The organism is Lactobacillus sp. S2-2 (assembly GCF_021698855.1).
Lineage (GTDB): Bacteria > Bacillota > Bacilli > Lactobacillales > Lactobacillaceae > Fructilactobacillus.
In genome coordinates this window covers 1-15,459 of record NZ_WWFA01000011.1, presented here as the reverse complement: position 1 = coordinate 15,459, position 15,459 = coordinate 1, and the positions used below count along the sequence as shown (strand labels likewise).

Annotated in this window: 15 protein-coding genes and 4 tRNA genes; 3 read left to right on the top strand and 16 right to left on the bottom strand. The window is 28.4% G+C overall.

Going from position 1 to position 15,459, the window contains the following annotated elements; translation table 11 throughout:
* Positions 1-16 precede the first annotated feature (16 nt).
* The gene (locus tag GSH19_RS05695) at positions 17-964 is read right to left on the bottom strand and encodes an AEC family transporter (RefSeq protein WP_237027139.1); all 948 of its coding nucleotides are present in this window, start codon (positions 962-964) and stop codon (positions 17-19) included.
* A gap of 190 nt (positions 965-1,154) precedes the next feature.
* Between GSH19_RS05695 and GSH19_RS05690 the strand changes: the two genes are divergently transcribed.
* On the top strand, positions 1,155-2,225 hold the full coding sequence (locus GSH19_RS05690) for an LCP family protein (protein WP_237027138.1): 1,071 nt from the start codon (positions 1,155-1,157) through the stop codon (positions 2,223-2,225).
* A gap of 11 nt (positions 2,226-2,236) precedes the next feature.
* Here GSH19_RS05690 and GSH19_RS05685 read toward each other — a convergent pair whose 3' ends face one another.
* The 8 genes from GSH19_RS05685 to GSH19_RS05650 all read right to left on the bottom strand — a co-directional run bounded on the left by GSH19_RS05685 (position 2,237) and on the right by GSH19_RS05650 (position 9,506).
* A complete protein-coding gene (locus GSH19_RS05685; RefSeq protein WP_237027137.1) occupies positions 2,237-2,995 on the bottom strand; it encodes a potassium channel family protein in 759 nt (252 codons plus the stop codon).
* Between the two features lie 81 nt (positions 2,996-3,076).
* A tRNA-Leu gene (locus GSH19_RS05680) sits at positions 3,077-3,162 on the bottom strand.
* 44 nt (positions 3,163-3,206) lie between these two features.
* Positions 3,207-4,088 carry a homoserine kinase gene (gene thrB, locus GSH19_RS05675; protein WP_237027136.1) on the bottom strand — a complete coding sequence of 294 codons (882 nt, stop codon included), beginning with the start codon at positions 4,086-4,088 and terminating at the stop codon, positions 3,207-3,209.
* A 21-nt stretch (positions 4,089-4,109) separates the two neighbouring features.
* Positions 4,110-4,547 carry a SprT family protein gene (locus GSH19_RS05670; protein WP_237027135.1) on the bottom strand — a complete coding sequence of 146 codons (438 nt, stop codon included), beginning with the start codon at positions 4,545-4,547 and terminating at the stop codon, positions 4,110-4,112.
* Positions 4,548-4,551: 4 nt separating this feature from the next.
* The gene (locus tag GSH19_RS05665; RefSeq protein WP_237027134.1) at positions 4,552-6,711 is read right to left on the bottom strand and encodes a Tex family protein; all 2,160 of its coding nucleotides are present in this window, start codon (positions 6,709-6,711) and stop codon (positions 4,552-4,554) included.
* A gap of 59 nt (positions 6,712-6,770) precedes the next feature.
* Positions 6,771-7,187 (bottom strand): hypothetical protein, encoded by a 417-nt coding sequence (locus GSH19_RS05660; RefSeq protein WP_237027133.1) that lies wholly within the window; start codon positions 7,185-7,187, stop codon positions 6,771-6,773.
* A gap of 10 nt (positions 7,188-7,197) precedes the next feature.
* The gene (gene nadE, locus GSH19_RS05655) at positions 7,198-8,037 is read right to left on the bottom strand and encodes an ammonia-dependent NAD(+) synthetase (protein WP_237027132.1); all 840 of its coding nucleotides are present in this window, start codon (positions 8,035-8,037) and stop codon (positions 7,198-7,200) included.
* On the bottom strand, positions 8,034-9,506 hold the full coding sequence (locus tag GSH19_RS05650; RefSeq protein WP_237027131.1) for a nicotinate phosphoribosyltransferase: 1,473 nt from the start codon (positions 9,504-9,506) through the stop codon (positions 8,034-8,036). Before GSH19_RS05650 ends, nadE begins: the two co-directional genes overlap by 4 nt.
* A gap of 103 nt (positions 9,507-9,609) precedes the next feature.
* Between GSH19_RS05650 and GSH19_RS05645 the strand changes: the two genes are divergently transcribed.
* Positions 9,610-10,341, top strand: a complete 732-nt coding sequence (locus GSH19_RS05645) for a WecB/TagA/CpsF family glycosyltransferase (RefSeq protein ID WP_237027130.1) — start codon at positions 9,610-9,612, stop codon at positions 10,339-10,341.
* 13 nt (positions 10,342-10,354) lie between these two features.
* Here GSH19_RS05645 and GSH19_RS05640 read toward each other — a convergent pair whose 3' ends face one another.
* From GSH19_RS05640 to GSH19_RS05625, 4 genes are all read right to left on the bottom strand, one after another.
* Positions 10,355-11,056, bottom strand: a complete 702-nt coding sequence (locus tag GSH19_RS05640) for a GntR family transcriptional regulator (RefSeq protein ID WP_237027129.1) — start codon at positions 11,054-11,056, stop codon at positions 10,355-10,357.
* Between the two features lie 67 nt (positions 11,057-11,123).
* Positions 11,124-11,195, bottom strand: a tRNA-Gln gene (locus GSH19_RS05635).
* A 5-nt stretch (positions 11,196-11,200) separates the two neighbouring features.
* Positions 11,201-11,283, bottom strand: a tRNA-Tyr gene (locus GSH19_RS05630).
* A 154-nt stretch (positions 11,284-11,437) separates the two neighbouring features.
* Entirely contained in the window at positions 11,438-12,898 is a 1,461-nt protein-coding gene (locus GSH19_RS05625; RefSeq protein ID WP_237027128.1) for a peptide MFS transporter, read from the bottom strand.
* Between the two features lie 158 nt (positions 12,899-13,056).
* On the opposite strand from GSH19_RS05625, the gene mscL reads away from it, so the two are divergent.
* Positions 13,057-13,440 (top strand): large-conductance mechanosensitive channel protein MscL, encoded by a 384-nt coding sequence (mscL, locus tag GSH19_RS05620; protein WP_237027127.1) that lies wholly within the window; start codon positions 13,057-13,059, stop codon positions 13,438-13,440.
* A 26-nt stretch (positions 13,441-13,466) separates the two neighbouring features.
* Here mscL and glnA read toward each other — a convergent pair whose 3' ends face one another.
* From glnA to GSH19_RS05605, 3 genes are all read right to left on the bottom strand, one after another.
* On the bottom strand, positions 13,467-14,804 hold the full coding sequence (gene glnA / locus GSH19_RS05615; RefSeq protein WP_255700263.1) for a type I glutamate--ammonia ligase: 1,338 nt from the start codon (positions 14,802-14,804) through the stop codon (positions 13,467-13,469).
* A 23-nt stretch (positions 14,805-14,827) separates the two neighbouring features.
* Complete coding sequence (locus GSH19_RS05610; protein ID WP_237027126.1) at positions 14,828-15,193, bottom strand: MerR family transcriptional regulator; 366 nt, start codon at positions 15,191-15,193, stop codon at positions 14,828-14,830.
* Positions 15,194-15,309: 116 nt separating this feature from the next.
* Positions 15,310-15,382, bottom strand: a tRNA-Thr gene (locus tag GSH19_RS05605).
* Between the last annotated feature and the right edge of the window lie 77 nt (positions 15,383-15,459).

Sequence of the window (15,459 nt, the reverse complement as noted above, 5' to 3'; positions counted from 1 at the left end):
CTTAAATAAATTTAAATTAATTTATTTGTTGGACCAATAAAATTAGCACAGGTACGACAAATAAACTCAAAATAGTTGTCTCTGTGACCATAACGGAGGCATATTCATAATCTGCATCATATTTTCTAGCAATAATTGGTGCATTGGTCATCACCGGCATTGCCGATTGAATAATAAAAACTTGTTTCATTAAAAGCGGTACATCTGTATTGATAACTAACAACGTCATAACAATTGGAGCCATCACAAATCTACCAAATAAAATTCCCCAATTGGCTCGGTTAAATTTAATTTGACTTAATTTAACTTTTGAAATAGCAATTCCAATAAAAATCATTGATAAGGGAATTGTTAAATCACCAATATAAGAAAAATCACTCATTAAAAAAGTAGGTAGTTTAAAATCTAAAGCAACAATTATAACTCCTACAATGAATCCTAATAATGGAGGAGAAAATATTTTTTTTAAAGTAGTAGTAATACTAAATGGTTCTTTATATTTACTATCTTTTTGAATCAAATAAACCCCAATTGTCCAAAAAAAAGTTGTATTTGCCATGTAATATACCAAAACATATGGTAAACTCTTTTCACCAAACAAAGCCATATTAATAGGTAATCCAATAAAAACTGTATTAGAATTTAAAAACATTGATTCAAATAAGCCTCGATGTTCTTTTTTTATTTTTATAATATGAACAATTGCAATTGAAATTCCATATAAAATAACCATCGAAATAACCGGGAATCTTAAATCTGGTAAAATATGTAATAACTTTGTTGCTGTAAAATCCTTTGTAATTGTAGAAATCATATATGCTGGTAAAGCAATATTAACTACTAATTTAACTAGCAAATCAGTTGAATTCTTATCAAACCATTTAAATTTTGCTAGTATATAACCTAATCCAATCATAATTAAGATTGTCAGTATTCCTGAAATACTTTGTAAAAATTCTGCCATTCAATCATTCCAAACTAAAATTTATTTAAATTCAATTGTACCACAATTGTAAAGCACAAATTTTTACTGATTTTCATGCTATAATAACCTAAATGTTAAAATATCGTAAAGTACTGGTAAAAAACAAAGTCAAATAGAAATATTTATTTTATAATCAAAGAAGATTAACTCACAGATATGGAGATTTTTTATGAAAAATAATAAAGAAATAAATAATCGAACTGAAAAAAGTAACCTTAGAACTGCTCACCATCCTATAATTTGGACTTTCCAATTATTAAGTTTATTAATTGTTATTGTTGGACTAGGACTTGGTTATAATAGATATCAAGATGCAAAATCGACCTTCTCAGATACATATGATAAAACATCAAGTAATAAGATTAGAAATGCTTCCAGTATGTTAAATAACAAGAAACCTTTCTCAATTCTTTTATTAGGTACTGATACTGGTGCATTAGGTCGTCATGATACTGGTAGAACTGATACTATTATGGTGGCAACCGTTAATCCTAAAAAAGAAACTACTTATTTGACTAGTATTCCTCGTGACACTAGAGTTTCTGTTAAGGGTGATCAATCACAATATGAAAAAATAAATGCTGCTTACACTATTGGTGGAGCAGATTCAGCTATGCAAACTGTTGAAGATTTACTAGATATACCACTTGATTTTTACGCAATTGTTAACATGGGTGGTCTTGAAAAAATGGTTAATGCTGTTGGTGGAGTAACCGTAAAGTCTCCATTAACATTTAGTTACGGACATGCAAGCGTTGTTAAAGGAAAAGCTACTCATTTAAATGGTAAACAAGCATTAGATTATTCAAGAATGCGTTATGATGATCCAAAAGGTGATTATGGAAGACAAGCACGTCAAAGACAAGTTCTTCAAAAATTAGTAATGAAAGGGTTAAATATTTCTTCTATTACTAGAACCAAAGAAATTCTTACATCATTAAATGGTAACTTAAAAACAGATATGTCTTTTGAAGATATGACTGCTGCAAGAGCTAATTATGGTGAAGCTACTCATCATATTAAATCTGAAACACTTCAATGTGATGATGCAATGATTGATGGAATTAGTTATCAAATTGCTCCCGACAAAGAATTAAAAAAAGTATCAAATCATATTAGAAAAACGTTAAACTTAAAAGCAACCAAAAAATTTACTACTGATGCACAAAATAATAGTTCTAATAATAATGATAGTTATAATTACAATTCTAATAATAGTTATAATTCTACAAGTTACTAAAAAAGAAGCCATTATGGCTTCTTTTTTTTATGTCTTTTTTTTAAATTACTTATTTCTTTATTTTGCTGATTAACGATTTTAATTAAATAATCCATCTTTTGATTAATTTCATCTAAATCATTTTTTTGAGAAACATCTGTTTTTCGCGTAATAAATTGAATTAGGTTAGATGTTAATAACCCGATAAATCCAATTCCCAAAAACATTAATCCAATTGCTATTAACTTACCTAAAAAAGTATGTGGACTAATATCACCATATCCAACTGTAGTAGCAGTTACGATTGCCCACCATAATGATTCTCCTAGACTTACATGCTCAACAATTGAAAAACCTAAACTAGCAGCAATTATAATTCCAAAAGATACAGAAATTAAATAAATAAATTTTTTTGTAAATAAAAATTCATGAATACTACTTGTTAAATTATTAGATAATCCCAATCGATAAATTAATTTATAATATCTTATAAATTTATAAACACTAATCACTCTAAAAAAAATAAATACTGGATGAAAAGGAATTATTGAAATAATCTCAAATAAATTATTCAATAAAAAAATATTTTTTTCTTTAGATAAACAAAAACGCCAAACTAATTGGATAATATAAATTAATTCAATTAATATTTCAGAAAATAAATAATATTTATCATTTAAATCAAAAAAATTAGCATAAGCTAAAATTACGTTAACAATTGAAATGACTGAAATAATCATTAAAAATGTGTAAAATAAACCTTTTTTATCAATTTTATTTTTATCTGTCATAATTGAATACCTGATTTTTTTATTTTAAATTATTATAACACTAAAAAAGACAACCAAAAATTGGTTGTCCTTTTATTTAAATGCGGCCAAGAAGATTCGAACTTCCACCGGGATAATTCCCGACAAGATCCTTAATCTTGCGCGTCTGCCAATTCCGCCATGGCCGCTTAACCATTAACTAATATAGCAAAATTACAGACTAAAAGCAATACTAATCTAGTTCTCCTCTAATTTCAGTACCATTATTTGCAAGTTTTACAATTTTGGTTTTTCCATCTAAATCTTTTAACTGCTCTCTAATTTTTACTAACTGCTCTTCTTTACCTAATGTAATAATAGTCGAACCAGCACCACTAATAAAAGTACTATGAACATTATGCTCATGCGCAATTTCTCTAATTTTTTTCAATATTGAGTAATCTTTTGTACGACTTTTTTCAACAAAGTTATCAACTTCCATTATTTTTGCTGCTTTGTCCCAATCTTTATTCATAAGTGCTGCAATAAATAGATTTGATGCACTACTTGAATTAACTGCATTCATTAATCCAATTACTTTTGGTAATTCTTTAATACTTTCTTTTTCAGTTATTCCATTTGTTTTAATAAAAATCAATGCTTTAATATCTTCAGGTAATTCGGTTTTTTCAGAATCAACAATCTCACCATTATAATGAGAAATTGTTAATCCACCTAAAATAGCTGCAGCAGAATTATCCGGATTTCCATCAAATTTTGTTACCAAATTAATTTCATCTTCCATTGTCATCTTTAATTTTCCAATTGAATTAGCTATTTTAATTCCTGCTACTACTGCAGTTGTACTTGAACCTAATCCATGTTCTACTGGAATATCAGACATAACCGTGAGTTGATGTGGTTTAATATCAGGCTTTATTTTTAAAATAGTTTGAACAATTAAATTATTTTTATCAGTTGGAATATTATCTCCTAATGCATGGTTTATTTTCCACACTTCTGTTTCTTCTTCAACTATTACTGTGTAATAAAGATGAAGCGCTAATCCAATTGAATTAAATCCATTTCCAACATTTCCAGATGTTGCAGGAACTCTTACAATTAACTTTTCCACTTTATCACCCTCTATATAAATTTAACTATAACTAAATACTAACTTTCCTCGACATTTACTACAAACATATTTATCTGTATTTATTTTTTTCTTTCTAGGATATTTTTGTCCACATTTTTTACATGTATAAATGTATTTTGGCTTATCTAAAATCATCGGTGCATATCGACTACCACCAACTTGTTTTAATAAATCTTTAAATTCTTTTGTTGCATGTTTACCAGAGTAACCTTGTCTTGATAAATGATAATGAACTAACTCATGTTTAATTACACCAATTAAAGTTTCTTTTGAAATTTCCAACATTTTTGGATTGATATCAATATTATGAGAATTTAAATGATATCGCCCTCCAGTGGTTTTCAAACGTCGATTAAAATATGCTTGATGTCTAAATGGTTCATGAAAATAATCAATTGATATTTGTTCAACTAATCTTTGTAGTTCAATATTTTCCAAATTATTAACCTTTCGGTGCAATCATTGATAATTGAATTCTTCCTCGATCTAAATCAACCTGATCAATCCAAACATCAACAATATCTCCCACTGATGCTATTTTACTTGGATCATCAATAAATTTATCACTCATCTTCGAAATATGAACCAATCCATCTTGTTTAACTCCAATATCTATGAATACTCCAAAATCAGTTACATTACGAACTGTGCCTTGCATTTGCATTCCTTCTTTTAAATCTTCCATAGTTAAAACATCAGATTTCAAAAGTGGAGCTGGCATTTCATCCCTAGAATCTCTTCCATAATGTTTCAATCCATTAATTAATTCATTAATAGTTAATTGGTTTTCATCTAATTGATTTATATCAATCTTATTTAAATCTAATTCATTCTTTTTAGCATCTAATTCTGTTAAATCAATATTTTGTTTTTTCAAGATTTTTTTTGCAATCGTATAACTTTCTGGATGAATATCAGTATTATCAAGTGGATTAACCCCATCTAAAATTCTCAAAAAACCTATTGCTTGTTCATAGGTTTTTGGACCTAATTTAGATACTTTTTTCAATTGATTTCGATTGGTAAATTCACCATTATCTTCTCGATATTGCACAATATTTTTTGCAGTTGTTTTACTTAATCCAGCAATATGTTCTAATAACTCTGCACTAGCGGTATTTAAATCTACTCCAACATTATTAACAACCATTTCTACAATTCGATCTAATTTATTATCTAATTCTTTTTGAGAAACATCATGCTGATACTGACCTACTCCGACTGATTTGGGATCAATTTTAATAAGTTCAGCTAGTGGATCTTGTAGTCTTCTACCGATACTAATTGCTGATCTTTCTTCAACATGTAATTCTGGAAATTCTGTTCGTGCATTTGAACTAGCTGAATAAACTGAAGCTCCTGCCTCATTAACAATTACGTAATAAACCTTTCGATCAATTTTTTTCAGTGCTTCTGATACAAAAAGTTCAGATTCTCTGCTTGCAGTTCCATTACCAATTGCAATCATTTCAACATGATATTTTTCAATTAAATTAATAAATATTTTCATAGCTTCTTTTTGTTTAGCTTCACTAGATGGTTTAGTTGGATAAATAATTTCTTTATGAATAAATGTACCATTCTTATCAATTATTGCTAATTTACATCCTGTTCGATAAGCAGGATCAAATCCCATTATAATTTTACCTTTTAGAGGAGATTGCATTAAAAGATGATAAAGATTATTACCAAAGACCTCAATTGCATGAGCTTCCGCATTTTCTGTCATTTCAGCACGTAATTCTCGCTCGATTGATGGTGCAATAAAACGACTATAAGCATCTTTAAATGCTTCTTCTACAAATTCACTTGCAGCTCCAGTTTCTCCCTTTAACAAATTATAAGCTAAATATTTATTAATCACTGCTAAATCCATTTCAATCTTAACTCGTAATATTTTTTCTTTTTCACCACGATTAATCGCTAAAATTCGATATCCCGGAATTTGCTTCAATTTTTGGGAGTAATCATAATAATCTTGATATACTCCTTTTTCATCAAGTTCTTTACCTTTACTTTTTACCTTTGTAACTAATAACCCGTTATCTCTGGTCTGCTTTCTAATGAAAGCACGATATTCAGCTTCATTACCTACCATTTCAGCAATAATTTCATGAGCACCATCAAATACATCTTGAATTGAATTTAGTTCAAGTTCTGTATTTACATACTTTTCTGCTTCTTGATTCAAATCAACTTTAGGAAAAGTTAAAATCCATTCAGCAAATTTATCTAATCCTTTTTCTTTTGCAATCATTGCTTTAGTTTTTCTTTTTTGTTTATAAGGTAAATATAAGTCTTCTACTTGTTGCATAGTTGTTGATTTTAAAATTTTATCTTTTAATTCATCAGTTAATTGACCTGCTTCATTAATTTGATTAATTACTTCTTCTTGTCGCTTAAATAGTTTATTAATTTTATCATGTGAATCTTTAATTTCAGCAATTTGTACTTCATCAAGATTTCCAGTTAATTCTTTTCGATATCTGGCAATAAATGGAATTGTATTTCCATCTTCAATCAGTTTAATTGTTTGTTTAATTTGATTTTCTGAAATATCAGAAAAATTCTTTTTAATTTCTTTTAATGCTTTAGTTTCCATTCTTTCTCCCTTTCAAAATAAATAATACTTCGTTAATTTATTTAACGAAGTATTATATCTTACATGTAAGAAGTTAAAATTCTTTGAACTACTTTTGTAACACGGTCGCTACTTTCTTCTTGATTCTTTTCTGATTCATTAAATTTTTCTTCATCAACTGAATCATCATTTAAACTATCTACCATTAATTGACAACCATCAACATAATCTTCATAAGCACTAATCATTTGATTATGTTTACCTAATTCTTTAATTGGAGCCTTTAAATTTTTTAAACTCACTAAATTCCTTTTGTATTTATCAGTTCCATTTTGAAATTTATCTTGAATTTGAACTAAATCAATATCAATTGTATTATCATCAATATATTTTTTTACTAATAAATAGCTGTCATTCATTTCTTCACCAATATTATTAGTATCTTCAATAATTTCCCCTAATTTTGGTCCATAATTAACATCAAATTTCTTTTTCATTTATTATCTCCTATTTCCAAAAATCATCAAAAACAGTTATTGGTGATTTTCTTTTATGTTCAGTTTTTAAATACCACTTTTCTATTATTGTTGCTGCTTTTTCATCAATTACATTTCCTTCTAAAAAATCATCAATTTCATCATATGTTACACCCAATGCTTTTTCATCTGGCAATGCAGGACGATCATCTTCTAAATCAGCAGTTGGAATCTTTTTATATAGATGCTCTGGTGCATTTAATAATTTTAAAAGTAAAACTCCTTGTCGCTTATCTAATCGCCATAATGGTGTTATATCAGCAGCTCCATCCCCAAATTTAGTATAAAATCCAGTTACCGCTTCAGCTGCATGATCTGTTCCAATTACTACTCCACCATTTGCACTAGCAATCGCATATTGAGCTATCATTCTTTGACGAGCTTTAATATTACCCTTATTAAAATCAGAAATTTCATCATGATTATCAGAAACTGCCTTAATCATATCATCTGTTGCTGCTTTAATGTTTACTCTTTTTACTAAATCTGCTTTCATAAACTCAATTGCATCCATCGCATCAGATTCATCAGCTTGCTCTCCATACGGTAAACGGACTGCAATAAATTTATAATTATTATTTCCAGTTTCTTGTCTTAATTCATCAATTGCAATTTGTGCAATTTTACCTGCTAAAGTTGAATCTTGACCACCAGAAATACCAAGTACTAAAGATTTAGCCCATTGATTTTTTTTCATAAATTCTTTAATTAAATCAATACTTCTTCTTAATTCAATCTTAGCATCGATTTTAGGTTGAACTTTTAGTGATTTAATAATTTTCTTTTGCAAATCTAATTGAGCTTGATTCATTCATTATCACCTAACTTATTCATTTTTTCTTTCATTTTACTGATTAATTCCATTTTATGATTCCAACATTCAGTTGACAAATCAACTGGATAATCCTCTGGATTTAATTGTCTTTTGTATTCAGGCCAAAGTGAGTCTAAATTAGCTTTAGCATATTTTTGAATACTATGAACATCTGGTAAATCATAAACTAATTCACCATTAACAATAATATCTTTTAATAAAGGTTGAGCTGAGAAATTCTTAACTGTTTTATTAATATAAGTAAAGTTAGGATGAAACATATATAAACTATCTTCATTTTGTGGATTTTCATTTTGTAATGATATATAATCACCCTCAGATTTTCCATCTTTATTTTTAGTAATTCTCCAAACTTGCTTTTTACCAGGTGTTGAAACCTTTTCTGCATTATTTGATAATTTAATTGTATCAATCATTTTACCTTGATCATTTTCAATGGAGACTAATTTATAAACTGCTCCTAAAGCTGGTTGATCAAAGGCTGTAATTAATTTAGTTCCAACTCCCCAAACGTCAATTTTAGCATGTTGCATTTTTAAACTTGAAATTGTGTATTCATCTAAATCATTTGAGGCATAAATTTTTGCATCTTTAAATCCAGCTTCATCAAGCATTTCACGAACCCGTTTAGAAAGATAAGCCATATCTCCAGAATCAATTCTAACTCCTCTAAAGTTAATTGATTCTCCCATTTCTTTTGCCACTTTTATTGCATTGGGAACTCCACTTTTTAGTGTATCAAAAGTATCAACCAAAAATACACACTCTTTATGTGTTTCTGCATATGCTTTAAAAGCATCATATTCACTATTCATCGATTCAACCAATGAATGTGCATGGGTTCCACTAATTGGAATATTAAATTTTTTTCCAGCTAAAACATTTGAAGTAGCATCAAAACCACCAATATAAGCTGCTCTTGATCCCCATAAAGCAGCTGTTGTTTCCTGTGCTCTTCTAGTACCAAATTCAAGCAAAGGATCATCTTTTACAGTCATTCTAATCCTTGAAGCTTTAGTTGCAATTAAGATTTGATAATTAACAATATTTAATAATAAACTCTCTACAAGTTGACATTCAGCAATTGTTCCCTCAACCTGTAAAATTGGTTCATTACTAAAGATTAAATCTCCTTCTAGAGCAGAACGAATTGTCCCCTTAAATTCAAAATTTCTTAAATAATTTAAAAAATCTTCTGAATAATCTCCAACTTCTTTTAAATACTGAATATCTTCTTCAGAAAAATGTATTTGTTGAATTGATTCAACCAAATGTTCTAATCCAGCAAATATTGCAAATCCGTTTCCAAATGGCATTTTTCTAAAAAAAGTTTCAAATACAGCATGTCGATTATGCATATTTTTTTTAAAATAAGTTGCCATCATGTTGATTTCATATGCATCTGTATGTAAAGTAATATTATCAACTTGATTATTTTTTAACATTGAAATAAAATCCTCCATCGATTCGTTCGATAATTTAATTATTATTTTACCATTAATTTATAATAATAGTTAAAAGATATCATTTATGAAAGGACATTAATTAATGCTCAATAATTTAAGTACTACTTCAATTTTAAATATTCCATTCGTAAACGAGTCGTTTGATACATTCATGACTCAAATAAAGAATGATATAAATCTACACGAAAATAGATTTGTTATCACTGCAAATCCTGAAATTGCGGTACATGCATATGATAATAAAGACTACCTTGATTTAATAAAAAAATCTGACTATGTCGTCCCAGATGGTATTGGAATTGTAAATGCATCAAAAGAATTCTCCACACCAATCAAAGAAAGAATTTCTGGTTATGATATTTTTTGTGATTTATTAAAATGGGGAAATGAAAATAATAAATCGGCATATTTTATTGGATCAAAACCAGAGGTAATAACTGATTTACAAAAAAAATTAAATCAAGATTATCCTACTCTTCAAATTAAAGGAATTCATGATGGTTATTTTAACAATCCAAATGAAATATTAAATGAAATTAAACATACAAAACCTGATATGGTATTTGTAGGACTAGGTTTCCCAAAACAAGAAGAATTTATAGATAAACATCGACCAATTAATAACGGTTTATGGATTGGTTTAGGCGGTAGCTTTGATGTAATGTCTGGTCATGTAAAGCGTGCCCCAAAATTTTGGATTAACCATCATTTAGAATGGTTATATCGTTTTATTACTCAACCAACTAGATTCAAAAGAATGCTTGCTATCCCAAAATTTTTAAGATTAGTAAAGAAACAAAAAAAGGATAATTAATAATTATCCTTTTTTATTTTTGTAGATAAAATTCAAACCTTTCAGCAACATACTGTGATTGAACATATTCAAACGGTGTTCCATCATCTAAATAAGATGTTTGCCTTAATTTCAAAATAGGCTCATTCATTTTTATTTCTAAATATTCCGAAATCTGTTTAGTAGCTAAAATTGCAGAAATATATTGTTTAGCATTTTTCGGCTTTAATCCTTTTTTCTCTTTTAAAGATTGATATAAAGAACGTGAAATTTCATCTCTGCTAATTCCTTTTAATAAATCCAATCGAATTGTTGTTACTTCATAACAAATAGGGATTTGATCACCATATCTGATTCGTTCCATTCTTAAAACTTTATTATTACCATTAATTTTTAATTCTTCAGACTCATTAAAAGTCGCTTCAACCTCTTTAAAAGATAATGTTTTACTTGAAGGAACTTTACCTTCAGAAATCATAATATCAGTAAAGCCTGTTACTCCTGACATTTTTTCTTGAATCTTTTGATTTGCAACATATGTACCAGAACCAGGAATTTTATTTAAAATACCTTCTTCGACAAGAACTTGAATTGCTTGTCTTAATGTCATTCGAGAAACATTATACATATCTGATAAAATTCTTTCAGATGGTATTCTCTTTCCAACTGACCAAATATTATTTTCAATCTTTTTTTGAATATCATCATGGATTTCAACGTAAACAGGTTTAACCATAAAATAAATCCCTTCTTTTGATATAAAAAAAGCCGATTAACATTTTATGTTAACCGACCATTATATATTGGGCTAGCTGGATTCGAACCAGCGCATCACGGGATCAAAACCCGATGCCTTACCGCTTGGCTATAACCCAATAAATGGAGGGGAGTGGATTCGAACCACCGAACCCGAAGGAGCGGATTTACAGTCCGCCGCGTTTAGCCAGACTTCGCTACCCCTCCGCAAGCATTGAATTAATATATCACTTCAACAAGTAATATATTACATGACTGACAAAATAATGTCAACAGTTATTTATAAAATATAAATAACTAAATAGTTATCTCATCAACAAATAATATATTACATGATAATTAGTTTTTCGTCAATACTTTTTTATAATACATTACCCATATTATTTTTTATTTTCTTTAACATAAACAAAAGAACGATTCCTGCAACAATTGAAACAATTCCAATCCACATAAAATAATTCATTTCGTTTCCGGGAACATAAAATTTAACAATTTGTGAATTAATTGCCTGCCCGGCTGCATCTGCCAAAAACCACATTCCAAGCATTTGAGACTCAAATGACTTTGGTGCCAAACTAGTTGTTACAGAAAGACCAATTGGTGAAATTAATAATTCTGCAATTTCAATAATTGCCCAACTTCCAATCAACCAAAATGGACTAACTTTAGCTGTCTCTCCAAATAATCCAATTGGAATCATCATAAAAATATACGATAAGCCTGCAAAAAACATTCCATAAGCAAACTTTTTAGGAGTGCTTGGTTGTTTCTTTCCTAATTTAGTCCACATATAAGCAAATAATGGTGTATAAAGCATTATAAATCCTGGATTTAATAATTGATACCATGAAACATTAATATTAAATCCTAAAATGCTGTTATTAGTTTGGTCAGCAGCAAATAATGCTAGAACTACTGATCCTTGCTCTTCAATTGCCCAAAAAACAGTTGCTGCAATAAATAATGGAATATAAGCTAAAACTTTTTTTCTTTCTATTGAATTTACTTTTTTACTATTTAACATAATCATAAAGTAAGCGATTGGTGTCAAAATAACAATAATACTTAATAGAGAAATAAAGTTTTCAATATTTAAAATTCCAATAATTTTCATAAATCCTAAAACTAAAATGAATAAAATTGTTCCTAATAAAATATTTCTTTTGATTTTACTTTTTTCTACATCTGTTAAAGGAGCACTTGGTTCATTACCAATATCACCTAATCTTTTATTTCCAACTAAATAATAATTTAAAAGGGCAATAAACATTCCAATTGCAGCAATTGAAAACCCTACATGAAAATTATAATTTAATCCAATAGTTCCAACAATTAAGGGTGCAATTAATGCTCCAAAATTAATCCCAAAAACAAAAATATTGAATCCTGCATCTTTTCGATTATCACCATCTGGATACAATTTACCTACCATATCTGATATATTTGGTTTCAACATACCAGTACCAATACAGATTGAAATAATAGAGGCAAATAAAGCCAACTTACCAAATGGTAATGACAGAAATATATGGCCAAACATAATAAATACTCCACCATAAAAGACAGTTTTTCGACTACCTAAAATTCGATCAGCTATAAATCCACCCAAAACAGTTGATAAATAAACCATCGATCCATAAATAGACATAATTGATAATGCAACTGTCTTATCAAATCCTAAACCACCTTTAGCAACGGAATAATACATATAATAAATTAAAATAGCTTTCATACCATAATAACTAAAACGTTCCCATAATTCTGTAGAAAACAATGTAGATAATCCTAAAGGTTGTCCTAAAAATGTTTTTTCTTGTTTCATAATTATCTCCAAACTTATTTAATAAAATATACAATTAGATATTGTTGGGAATTATACTATTTAAATTAAATTAAAACAATCTTTTATGAATCTTTTAATTTAATTTAAAGAATAAATTTTGATATAATTGCTGATAGTTTAATGAAAGGAAGTTTTTTATGCTTAAAGAATTTAAAGAATTTATTGCTCGTGGTAATGTTGTAGATTTAGCAGTTGGAATGATTGTAGGATCAGCTTTTACAGCCATTGTAACTTCTTTAGTCTCTAATATAATCAATCCTTTAATTGGAATGTTTTTAGGCCAAATAAATTTATCTAATTTGGTACTAAAAATTGGAAGTGCAGAATTTAAATATGGTGACTTTATTGATTCTATTATTAATTTTCTAATTATTGCTTTCGTTGTTTTTATTTTTGTAAAAATAATTAATAAAGTTACTTTAAAAAATAAAAAAGATGAAGAAGCAGCTCCTGCAGAACCAAGTCAAACAGATAAATATCTTGGTGAAATTGTTGATTTATTAAAAAAGGATGATAAATAAAAAAGACTTGCTAAGCAAGTCTTTTTTTATAATGAATCTAAATATTGATCTCTTTCCCATTTTGAAACATTTTCACGATAAGAATCCCATTCTAATTTTTTAGCTTCTAAGAAACTTTGATGAATATGTGGTCCTAATGCTTTTTTCATCAATGGATCATTTTGAAATTCAACTAAAGCATTATATAAAGTAGAAGGTAGATTTTTAATGTTGTCTAACTCTCTTTCAGCTTTGTCCATCATATAAATATTACGGTCAACTGGTTCTTCTGGATCAATTTTATTTTTAATTCCATCAAGACCAGCTTCTAGAATTGCTGCAATAGCTAAATAAGGATTTGCAGCTGGATCTACACTTCTTAATTCTAATCTAGTAGATAAGCCTCTGCTGTTAGGAACTCTTACAAGTGGTGATCTATTTGAACCAGACCAAGCAATATATACAGGAGCTTCAAATCCAGGTACTAATCTTTTATATGAATTAACAGTTGGATTACATACAGCAGCTAATGATTTTGCATGCTTTAATAATCCTCCTAAGAACCAATAAGCTTTTTGTGATAATTCCATTTCATCTTTATCATCATAAAATGCATTTTTATCTTTATCAAATAATGACATATTAATATGCATTCCAGATCCATTAATTCCATTTAGTGGTTTTGGCATAAACGTTGCATAAAAACCATATTTTCTTGCAACTGTTTTTACAACTAATTTAAAAGTTTGAATATGGTCAGCAGCTGTTAATGCATCTGCATATTTAAAATCAATTTCATGTTGTCCCGGCGCTACTTCATGATGAGAAGCTTCTACATCAAAACCAATGTTTTCAAGTTCTAATACAATATCTCTTCTTATATTTTCACCAAGATCCATTGGAGCTAAATCAAAATAACTACCATTATCATTTAATTCAGTTGTTGGTTCTCCATTTTCATTTAATTTAAATAAAAAGAATTCAGGTTCAGGTCCTATATTAAAATTAGTAAAGCCTTCATCTTCCATTTCTTTAAGTACTCTAATTAAATTATTTCTTGAATCACCCATGAATGGTTCACGATCACTTTTATATACACTACAAGTCAAACGACCAATTTTACCATGTTTATCTCCCCAAGGAAATACAACCCATGTAGATAAATCAGGATATAGATACATATCACTTTCTTCGATTCTTACAAATCCATCAATTGAAGATCCATCAAACATTTGTTTATTATCTAATACAGTTTCTAATTTTGAAATTGGAACCTCAACGTTCTTTACTGTTCCCAATGAATCAGTAAACATTAATCTTAAAAATCTGACATCTTCTTCTTTTGCCATGGTTCTAATGTCTTCTTTGGTATAAGTTTTTCTCATAATGTATAGATCTCCTTAATTTTTTATAAGCGATTTGATCGGAAATCGTTTGATTTATTTAATCTTCCAGCATTAAGAAAATCATCTTTTAGATAATTTCTAGCTTCTACATCTGTTAATTCACCTTTTTTAGATTTCCTCAATTGCTGCTTATAATAAATTCTTTTAATATCATGAATATTCATACCCTCATCAAGATAATCTTTAATCTCTAAAATTCTATCAATATCATTTAAAGAATATAATCTTTGATTACTTTCAGTTCTTTCTGGAAAAACTAAACCTTGATCTCCATAATATCTAATTTGCCGAGCAGTCAAGGAAGTTAATCTAATTACAGTTCCAATTGTCAAAACAGACATCGATTTTCTTAAATCTTTTTCTCCCATAATCAAATCTCCTTATGTATGTGTATCAGTTTATTATTACAATACGAATAAGTCAATTATTTATGTTAGGAAAATTAACATAAAAAAAAGAGATGTGAAATAACATCTCTTTTTTATGCCGGCTGCAGGACTTGAACCTGTGACCCTCGGTTTACGATACCGATGCTCTACCAACTGAGCTAAGCCGGCATAACAATTATTCTTTTGTAAATAAAAATGCTAACACAATGGTTAGCAAATTATAATAACTCCGGCAGGCGGGCTCG

Coding starts and splice junctions, on each gene's coding strand:
- GSH19_RS05640 (WP_237027129.1), bottom strand. CDS start 11,056: ATGGTTAAACCTGTTTACGTTGAAATCCATGATGATATTCAAAAAAAG.
- GSH19_RS05695 (WP_237027139.1), bottom strand. CDS start 964: ATGGCAGAATTTTTACAAAGTATTTCAGGAATACTGACAATCTTAATT.
- glnA (WP_255700263.1), bottom strand. CDS start 14,804: ATGAGAAAAACTTATACCAAAGAAGACATTAGAACCATGGCAAAAGAA.
- GSH19_RS05610 (WP_237027126.1), bottom strand. CDS start 15,193: ATGGGAGAAAAAGATTTAAGAAAATCGATGTCTGTTTTGACAATTGGA.
- nadE (WP_237027132.1), bottom strand. CDS start 8,037: ATGAATCAAGCTCAATTAGATTTGCAAAAGAAAATTATTAAATCACTA.
- GSH19_RS05650 (WP_237027131.1), bottom strand. CDS start 9,506: ATGTTAAAAAATAATCAAGTTGATAATATTACTTTACATACAGATGCA.
- GSH19_RS05665 (WP_237027134.1), bottom strand. CDS start 6,711: ATGGAAACTAAAGCATTAAAAGAAATTAAAAAGAATTTTTCTGATATT.
- GSH19_RS05690 (WP_237027138.1), top strand. CDS start 1,155: ATGAAAAATAATAAAGAAATAAATAATCGAACTGAAAAAAGTAACCTT.
- mscL (WP_237027127.1), top strand. CDS start 13,057: ATGCTTAAAGAATTTAAAGAATTTATTGCTCGTGGTAATGTTGTAGAT.
- GSH19_RS05625 (WP_237027128.1), bottom strand. CDS start 12,898: ATGAAACAAGAAAAAACATTTTTAGGACAACCTTTAGGATTATCTACA.
- GSH19_RS05645 (WP_237027130.1), top strand. CDS start 9,610: ATGCTCAATAATTTAAGTACTACTTCAATTTTAAATATTCCATTCGTA.
- GSH19_RS05685 (WP_237027137.1), bottom strand. CDS start 2,995: ATGACAGATAAAAATAAAATTGATAAAAAAGGTTTATTTTACACATTT.
- GSH19_RS05660 (WP_237027133.1), bottom strand. CDS start 7,187: ATGAAAAAGAAATTTGATGTTAATTATGGACCAAAATTAGGGGAAATT.